An 8,392-nucleotide genomic window follows, 5' to 3' on the forward strand; every position below is an offset into this window, starting at 1 on the left:
GGCCACCACGAACATCCGGCTGGTCGTGCTCTTGAGCGGCGTGAGCGCGGCGATGGTGTCGGCCACGTACGTGGGTGTCTTGGCGGCGGCGGGGTCGGTCATGGCGAAGCCGATCCGTCGCTGGCCGGCCAGCGACATCGTCTCGACGTGCGCCTTGAGCGCGTGCAGCCCGGTGGGCGGATTGGCCCCCGCCGGGGTCCCGATCGTGACCTCGTTGGCCAGCGACACCATGGTGACGTCGTCGGCGGCCTCCAGGCCGCCGAGAGCAGCAGCGTAGTCGTCGCCCGCCACCTTCACGCCGTAGACCTTGGCCGGGTGCGGATCCTGCAGGAGGGCCAGCTCCAAGGAGTTGTAGAGGGCGTTGCGGACGACGTTGCCCGCCTGCCGCCGGGCGAATTGGACGACCGCGTCATCGAGGGTCTCGATGCGGACAGGCGTGTTGACCGCGGCCGAGCCGCCGTCGGCGGTCGACGGGGTCTTGCCGACCACGGCGATGACGCCGGGCGACCGCTGCGCCGTGGGTGGCGCCGGCGACACGACCCTGACCTCGATGAACGGGAATGCTGCGGTGATTGGCACGGATCCCTCCCTGGCTTCAGCGGTGCTGACGTCATGCTTTTCGGCGGTCAGGCCACCGCCGCGAGCCCGATGCCCTCGGCGGCGAGCCACTGACCGGCTCGGGCGAGCCGCGCGGCGCGGCGCTGCGCCGGTGTGCCGCCGTCGCCACCGGGCCAGCCCGCGTCGTCGAAGGTCGCCTCAGGTACGACCCAGACGGCGACCATCCGGTGCCGGCGCCGGACGTCGTCGGGAGCCGGCACGTCGAGCCCGAGCTCCTCGGCGCGGGTCCGGGCGAGCCGGCTCTCCACGAGCAGAGTCGCCAGGGAGAAGTTGGTGTCGCGGACGAAGACCGCCGCGGCGAACGGCAGCGTCCTCGGCGTCGGCGGGGTGGCGGGTGGGGCCGCGTACCGCACCTGGACGGTTGCGGTCGCCTCCTGCCCGCGCAGGTGGGTGACCAGGTCCGACACGCTCTGCGCGCCGGCGCTTGCGAGCAGCCGTTCCACGTGCGCGTCGGTGAACGCCGCGGGCTGGTGCAGGCCAGCGCGCAGCCGGGCGACGACCCGGGTACGCCGCTGCGCTTCCAGCTGCGCTGGGTCGGTGGGCAGCGCGCCGAGGGCCGCGATGATGTCGGGGTCGACGTCGAACGACGGCACGCCGACCTCGAGCGCCTCGACGCGGTCCCGGGCGGCGGACGTCCGGACTACGAGGCTGCCCCGCCACAGCGCGTCAATCCGCAGCGTCGACTGACCGACGCCGTGCAGCCGCACCCGCAGCTCGGTGCGGTCCGTCCCGCCGGTACCCATCCAATCGCCCTCGGCGACGGCGACGGGCGGCGCCGCGTACCCAACTGTCAGGTCGTCGAACACCGCTCCGTACGGCGGGCCAACCGGCATCGCCTCGGTGTCGTACGCCGCCGCGACGAAGTTGGCGAGCGACGCGTCATCGAAGACCGCGCCCCGGCTGGCGGGGTCGCCCAGCCGGACGAGCACGGAGTCGGCGAAATCCACGACGATTCCTTCCCGAAAGGGTGAGCCAGAACGCCCTGTCCGTAGGCCCGAAAGCATGCACGGGGCGACGTCATCCGATCGTCACCGACGCGTCACCATCGCGATCGGAGTTCCGGACTATCCAGAAACGGACACGCACGGGTGCGGCGGAATGGGGAGTGTCAAGAAATCGGCTCTGCCAAGATTCCGGTTTGCGCCACGAGGCGCTGTGTTTCGAGTGGAGGTGGAAGACCTTCGCCTTCGGCCTGTCGCAGCAGGTCGGGGTAGCTGAGGGCAGCCTGATCCGGGTGGTGCCGGGGAGGGCGGGAGCAGCCCTGACAAAGCCGGGACGTGCCAGCACCGCCAGATGGCGCGGGTCCGGCGAGCGAGACGGAGAGGAGTACGCGAGGAACCGGCGTTTACGTCCCTCAACCTTGACACCGGCTCCAACCTGGTGGATATGGGCCGGACGCAGTGCGTCCCTCTGTTTACCGTTACGGAGGGAACTCCGGTTAGGTATTCAAAAGCCGATCCGGAGGCTATGGGAAATGTCTGCGGCGTACCCATGGCGAGGCCGCTGGGACACAGTCGGGCTCCTACTCCGACAAACGAAGCATAGTGAACGTGGGAACCACCTCGCGCGGGATCCCGGCCGGGTAGGCATCCAGCCATCCGTCCGGGATAGGCGCACCGACTGCCGAACCGGTGGGGTGGGGCGGAGTCGCCGTAGTACTCCGAGCCAGGGAGAGCCTGTGCACATGGGGAAGGGCGGCAGCGGTATCGCGAAGGGATGGAGACTGTGATGCCGGAAGATGCGCCGCCGAATGGCGGTGCGCCGTGCGAGGGCGACCGTGAGGTCGCTCGTGCGGGTATCGGGGATGCAGGCCAAACTTCACCGTTGGGCGGCGGTTGATCCTGACCGCCGGTTCGATGACCTGTTCAACTTTGTGTATGACCCGGCGACGCTGATCGTGGCGTTTGCCCGGGTCGCGGGCAACCAGGGTGCCCGGACCGCCGGGGTCGACGGCCTGAAGGTCGCCGATATCCGCGAAGCCGGGGTGCCCGGATTCCTGAACGACCTGCGTGCCCAACTGAAAGGAGGAACTTTCCGGCCGTTGCCGGTGCGGGAGCGTATGATCCCGAAGCCGGGTGGGTCGGGGAAGGTCAGGCGGCTGGGAATACCCGTGGTCGCCGACCGGGTCGTTCAGGCCGCGCTGAAGCTGGTGCTGGAGCCGATCTTCGAGGCTGACTTCGAGCCCGTGTCGTATGGCTTCCGGCCCCGGAGGCGGGCTCAGGACGCGGTGGCCGAGATCCACTTCTACGGAACCCGGGGTTATCACTGGGTACTGGACGCGGACATCGAGGCATGCTTCGACGAAATCGGGCATGTCGCTTTGATGGACCGGGTCCGGCGGCGGGTCAAGGACAAACGTGTACTGGCGCTGGTCAAGGCGTTCTTGAAGGCCGGGGTCCTCACGGAACTTGGCGAGAACAGGGCGACGCACACCGGCACGCCGCAGGGTGGCATTCTTTCTCCGTTGTTGGCTAACGTGGCTCTGTCAGTGCTCGATGAGCATCTGCACGGCCCGTGGAAGCCCGGCGGGGCGATGTCCACCGACTATAAGCGGGGGCGCAGGCGAGAGCAAGGGCTTCCGACGTGGCGGCTGGTCCGTTACGCGGACTTATGCCGAGGTCGGCATAAGTCCGCTTATGCCGAGGAGCGGGTTATGCCGACCAGACTGCTGGAGGGCGTGCGTGTCAGGCAGGTCCTCGTTGTGGGGGCGGCATAACCCGGTGGGTGCTGGCGGTGGCTAGAGGTTGTCGAGGAAGGTGAGCAGGCTGTCCGGCGGCCGGTAGCGGCCGGGGCTGGTGCCGGGCTGTTGGACGCGGGCGAGGGCTTGCTCCTTGATGGTCATGTCGGCGTGAAGGTAGGTCTGGGTTGTTTCGGTCCCTTCGTGACCTAGCCAGAGGGCGATGACGGAGGTGTCGACTCCGGCTTTCAGCAGCGTCATGGCTGCGGAGTGTCTCAGCGTGTGTGGGGTGACGTGCTTGTCCTTGATCGACGGGCAGGTGTCCGCGGCGGTGGCGGTGTGCTTGGCGACGAGGCGCTCGACGGCGTCACGGGAGAGCCTGCCGCCGGGCTGGGTGGGGAACAACGGGCCGTCCGGGTCGGGGCTGAGCTCGGCGAGCCAGGTCCGTATGACCTTGACGGTTTGGGTGGTGAGTGGGGTGGCCCGGTCCTTGCGGCCCTTGCCGTGGCAGCGGACGTGCGGGCCGGCGCCGAGGTGGATGTCCTGCCTGTTCAGGCCGGTGAGTTCGGAGACGCGCAGCCCGGTCTGGACGTCGAGCAGGAGCAGGGACCGGTCGCGGCGGCCGTGCCAGGTGCCGCGGTCGGGTGCCGCGACCAGCGCGTCGATCTCCTCGGCGGTGAGGTAGCTGACGATCGCCCGCTCGCGCCGCCGCGGTGGGATCGCCAGGACCTGGCTGATCACGGCGGCGTGCTCGGGAGCTTTGGGAGCGGCGTATTTGAACAGCGAGTGGATCGCGGCCAGGCGGGCGTTGCGGGTGGCGGTTCCGTTCCCTCGCTGTTCTTCAAGGTGATGCAGGAACTCCCCGATGAGCGTGGCGTTCAGGTCGGCGAGGCTGAGGGAGCTGGGCGGTTTGCCGGTCTTGCCCTGGGCGAAGGCGAGCAGGAGCCGGCAGGTGTCGCGGTAGGCGGCGACGGTGTTCGGGCTGGCCTTCTTCTGCCGGGCCAGCCGGTCGGTGAAGAACCCCTGCAGGACGGGGGCCAGGTCCGTCACGATGCCGCCTGTTCCTGCCCGGCGGGTTCTAGCCTTGCGGCGGCCAGGGCGAGGAGCTCGGGGACGGCCGAGAGGTACCAGTATGTGGATTTCGGATCGATATGCCCTAGCCAGGTGGACAGGGCCGGGAGGCGGGCCTGGACGTCGGCGCCGTCGCGATACCAGTCCAGCAGCGTCGCGACCGTGAAGACGTGCCGCAGGTCGTGCAGCCGCGGGGCCCGCTGCCCGGGCGGTGCCTTGATGCCCGCCGCTGTCACGAGCTCCGCGAACGTCTTGGGGGTGTTGCGCCGGTCCAGCGGCCGGCCCAGGCTGTTGACGAGGAACGTGCCCGTCTTCGGGAACGCCTCGTCCCGGGCCCGCGCGTAGACACGCAGGGCGGCGGCCGTGGTCGGGTGCAGGAACACCATGCGGGACTTGCCGAACTTGGAGTCCTCGATCACGATCGTCTCGGCGTTCAGGTCGACGTCGTCGCGGCCGAGGCGGCATGCCTCGCCTTGGCGCATGCCGGTCACGGCCAGCAAGCCGATGAACGTCCGCCAGGTCGCCGCGCGGATCGCCGGCCGGAGCCTGCCGGCCGCGCTCATCAGGGCGGTGACTTCCTGCGGGGAGTAGAGGTAGGGCGGGATCCGCCACTGGCGGCGGTCCAGCACGTCGGCGGGCGGAATCTCGGTGGCCGGGTCCAGCGGCTGCAGGTGGCGGGCGAAGATCCGCACCACGTCGAGGCGGCGGGCCTGGTAGGCCTCGTGGTCGCTGCCGGTCGAGGTCGCCCATTCCACCGCCAGGTCCGTGGTCACCGCGGTGGCATCGCGGTCTTCGCAGAAGCGGACGAAGCTCATCAGCCGCGGCCCCTGGCTTTCCAGCTTGAACCCCAGGGCTCTGCGCATGGCCAGGTACTCCCCGGCCCTTGCCCGCAGCCCGCTCACTGGCCGGCTCCCGGCCACCGGCGCGCCAGCGGGCGCAGCGCGTTCTGGTCGACCTTGGCATAGAGCGAGGTCGACAGCTGGCTGCGGTGCCGCAGCACCTGCCCCACCTCGGGCAGCGACGCCCCGGCCCGCAGCATCTCGGTCGCCAGCGCGTGCCGGAACCGGTGAGTGCCCCGCCGCTCGAGCCCGGCCCGCTCGCAGGCCCTGCCCATCACGGCCCGGACCGATTCCGGTGTCAGCGGCCGGTAGGGCCTGCGCACCGTCACGAACACCGACCGTGACTCGCACCGCGGCCGGCCGCCCGTCAGCCAGGCGGCGAGCGCCGCCCCTGCCGAGGCCGGCAGCGGGAGCCGCTCGGTCCGGCTGCCCTTGCCGGTAACGGCGATCTCGCCCGCCCGCCAGTCGATGTCGTCCAGCCGTAGCCCGGCGGCCTCGGCACTCCGCAGGCCGAGCCGGGCCAGCAGGGACAGGACCGCGTAGTCCCGCAGCCCGACCGCCGTGTCCCGGTCACAGCCGGCCAGCAGCCGCTCGATCTCCGAGGCCTTCAGACCGCGGGGCAGAGCCGACATCCGCCACGACGCGACCGCGGGAACTGCCCCCGCCAGCGGGACCGCCGTCCGCCCCGTCGCGTGCGCGAACCGCAGGAACGCCCGCAGCGACGTCACCATCGCCTTCGCCGACCACGTGTTGCGGTCCTGCGTCCAGGCCACCATGAACGCGATCACCCTGCCCGCGTCCAGGCCACTGACCGCCCCCGCCCCGCCGATCCCAGCCAGGAACGCCTTCGACTGCTTCGCATAGCAGCGCACCGACACCGGCGACAGACCCCGTTCCCGGTCCAGCCAGCCGCGGAACTCCTCAACCAACGCCACGTCCGGCTGCACGCAGCCCGGATCCACACCCATCCCCATGATCATCCACCTGTCTGGAGGAAAACACTGACCACTCCAGACAGACAGACCACCCGCCCACCCCGCAGGATTATGCCGACACCAGCAAGCCACCCACCGTCCCGACCAGGGCATCCGCCGGGCAGGTCGGCATAACCCGGCCCTCGGCATAAGCGGACGACTTCGTGGTGCTGGTGCACGGGGCCGAGTCCGACGTTCACGCACTACGCGAGGAGGTGGTCCAGGTGCTCGCGAGGGTAGGGCTCCGGCTGTCTGAGGAGAAGACCCGCGTCACGCATCTCGACAGGGGGTTCGACTTCTTGGGGTTCCGCATCCAGCGACGCATCAAACAAGGGACGAACAAACGGCACGTATATACCTTCGTCGCTGACCGGGCAATTCGGTCCGTGAAAGCGAAGATCCGCGCCCTGACCCCCAGGACATCGCAACGGGACCTGGAGTACGTGCTGACCGGGCTGAACATGGTCACGCACGGGTGGGCCAACTACTTCCAGCATGCCGTGGCGAAGAACGTGTTCGCCATGCTGGACAGCTTCGCCTGGTGGCGGGTCGTCCGAATGTTGCAGGTACGGCACCGCTGGGGATGGAAAGACGTCCGCGCCCGGTTCACCACCCCCGCCGGGCGGTGGCTACCGATCAGCGCGGGCGACATCGAACTACGGCGCATCGCGGCGAGACCGGTCACCCGGTACCGCTACCGCGGAAGCCGCATCCCTAACCCCTGGACCCCACGACCCGCATAACGGCAGACGCCGGGGAGCGCCCGTTGCGTTGAAAGGCGCACGGCGGGTGCGGCGAGAGGCCATGGGAAACGGACCGGGGGCAACCACGGCACCGCGCCCATGGCCTACTCAGCGGTGACAGATCCTGCCCCCAGGCGCCGCCCGGGCAAATGGGCCCGGGCGGCACCTGGTAATGCCATGCAGAGGAATGGACATAGCGCTTCGGGTTGTCCTCCCGCTGGCCGCCGCCGGCTGACTACTTCATGAGGTCGGGTGGACGGCCGGGTGGCGTGGTCTCAGTCGGCGGTGCGGAGGACGAGTTTGTCGGCGGCAGGTCAGTAGCGGGCGGCAGCGGGGGCGGGCAGGCTGTCGAGTTCCTTGCGGGCGTCGTCGGGCAGGCTCAGGTCGGCGGCTGCCGCGTTCTCGGTGAGGCGGGCCGCGTTCTTGGTGCCGGGGATCGGGACGACGTGAGGGCCGAGGGTGAGCAGCCAGGCGAGGGCGACCTGCGCGGGGGTGGCGCCGAGCCGAGCGGCGATGGTCCGGACGGTGTCGACGAGGCGCTGGTTGGCGTGGATCTCGGCGGGCTGGAAGCGCGGGTTGCCGTGGCGCCAGTCGCCGGGTGGCAGGTCCGCGGTGGTGCGGATGGCTCCGGTCAGGAAGCCGCGGCCCAGCGGGGAGAACGGCAGCAGGGCGATGCCGTGGGCGGCGGTGTAGGCCAGAACGCCGTTGTCCTGTATCTCGCGGGACCACAGAGATGCCTCGGACTGGACGGAAGCGACCGGGTGGATCGCCTGGGCGCGCGCGATCTCGGCGACGGTCACCTCGGAAGGGCGTCAGACGGTCTTCGTACAGGTAGCACCGGGTCCTGGGAGGAGGAAGCATGCCGGCAGGGGAGTCCGTCCTTCCGTTCGAGCAACGCCTGGGCACCCTTATCAAGCAGGCCGAACAGGCGCTGATAGCCGAGAAGAGCCGAGTCCTACACCCCTTCGACCTCACCGTGCCCCAGTACTCGGCTCTCCTGTTGCTTACTGAGAACCCCGGGGTCTCGAGCGCGCGGCTCGCGCGGCTCGTGGGGGTCACCGCTCAGGCGATGAACTCCGTGATCACGCTTCTCGAGCAGCGCGCCCTGGTCAGCCGGACCCCGTCACCCGATCACGGGAAGGTCCTGCTGATCAGACTGACCAGGGCGGGCTCGGCCCTGCTCCGCCGCGCCGACGAACAGGCCGTCGCCGTCGAGCAGCGGCTGGCTGCCGCCTTCAGCCAGCCGGACCTGGCCCGGTTTCGCGAGCAGTTGGCAACAGCCATCGAGGTGCTCGCCAAGCATTGAGCCCTGGTGACGCTCTGGGTCTCCTCCGCCTCGCGACGCATCCACCTGACATCCGACACCCCACCGGCAACACCGCCTTCCATCCTAGGACGAGCCAGTGCGCGACCGCATGATCAGTGGCAGAGCGCGGCTGGCAGTCACAGCCCGAGCTCGCGGAGCTGGGT

The 8,392-nt window shown here is 69.9% G+C and carries 9 protein-coding genes; 3 read left to right on the forward strand and 6 right to left on the reverse strand.

Going from position 1 to position 8,392, the window contains the following annotated elements:
* Positions 1 to 579, reverse strand: a 579-nt coding sequence (locus U9978_RS18875) for a hypothetical protein (protein ID WP_322762463.1), incomplete at its 3' end; no start/stop codon positions are given.
* 47 nt (positions 580 to 626) lie between these two features.
* Positions 627 to 1,565: a hypothetical protein gene (locus U9978_RS18880; RefSeq protein ID WP_322762464.1), complete on the reverse strand. Its 939-nt coding sequence runs from the start codon at positions 1,563 to 1,565 to the stop codon at positions 627 to 629.
* An 830-nt stretch (positions 1,566 to 2,395) separates the two neighbouring features.
* On the opposite strand from U9978_RS18880, the gene U9978_RS18885 reads away from it, so the two are divergent.
* Positions 2,396 to 3,334 carry a reverse transcriptase domain-containing protein gene (locus U9978_RS18885; RefSeq protein WP_322762465.1) on the forward strand — a complete coding sequence of 313 codons (939 nt, stop codon included), beginning with the start codon at positions 2,396 to 2,398 and terminating at the stop codon, positions 3,332 to 3,334.
* 21 nt (positions 3,335 to 3,355) lie between these two features.
* Here the strand turns inward: U9978_RS18885 and U9978_RS18890 are convergent, their stop codons facing one another.
* Genes U9978_RS18890 through U9978_RS18900 form a run of 3 tightly spaced genes read right to left on the reverse strand, consistent with a single transcriptional unit; the run spans position 3,356 to position 6,173 of the window.
* Entirely contained in the window at positions 3,356 to 4,345 is a 990-nt protein-coding gene (locus tag U9978_RS18890) for a tyrosine-type recombinase/integrase (RefSeq protein ID WP_322762466.1), read from the reverse strand.
* Positions 4,342 to 5,268, reverse strand: coding sequence for a tyrosine-type recombinase/integrase (locus tag U9978_RS18895; RefSeq protein WP_322762467.1), 927 nt, complete (start codon positions 5,266 to 5,268; stop codon positions 4,342 to 4,344). The genes U9978_RS18890 and U9978_RS18895 overlap by 4 nt, the downstream gene beginning before the upstream one ends.
* Positions 5,265 to 6,173, reverse strand: coding sequence for a site-specific integrase (locus U9978_RS18900; protein ID WP_322762468.1), 909 nt, complete (start codon positions 6,171 to 6,173; stop codon positions 5,265 to 5,267). The genes U9978_RS18895 and U9978_RS18900 overlap by 4 nt, the downstream gene beginning before the upstream one ends.
* A 173-nt stretch (positions 6,174 to 6,346) precedes the next feature.
* On the opposite strand from U9978_RS18900, the gene U9978_RS18905 reads away from it, so the two are divergent.
* Positions 6,347 to 6,922, forward strand: a complete 576-nt coding sequence (locus tag U9978_RS18905) for a group II intron maturase-specific domain-containing protein (protein ID WP_322762469.1) — start codon at positions 6,347 to 6,349, stop codon at positions 6,920 to 6,922.
* Between the two features lie 314 nt (positions 6,923 to 7,236).
* Here U9978_RS18905 and U9978_RS18910 read toward each other — a convergent pair whose 3' ends face one another.
* Positions 7,237 to 7,722 (reverse strand): aldo/keto reductase, encoded by a 486-nt coding sequence (locus U9978_RS18910; protein ID WP_322762470.1) that lies wholly within the window; start codon positions 7,720 to 7,722, stop codon positions 7,237 to 7,239.
* A 59-nt stretch (positions 7,723 to 7,781) separates the two neighbouring features.
* Between U9978_RS18910 and U9978_RS18915 the strand changes: the two genes are divergently transcribed.
* Entirely contained in the window at positions 7,782 to 8,228 is a 447-nt protein-coding gene (locus U9978_RS18915) for a MarR family transcriptional regulator (RefSeq protein WP_322762471.1), read from the forward strand.
* The last annotated feature ends 164 nt before the right edge of the window (positions 8,229 to 8,392 follow it).

This window comes from Protofrankia sp. Cr2, assembly GCF_963555885.1.
In the GTDB taxonomy this organism is placed as follows: Bacteria; Actinomycetota; Actinomycetes; order Frankiales; family Frankiaceae; genus Protofrankia.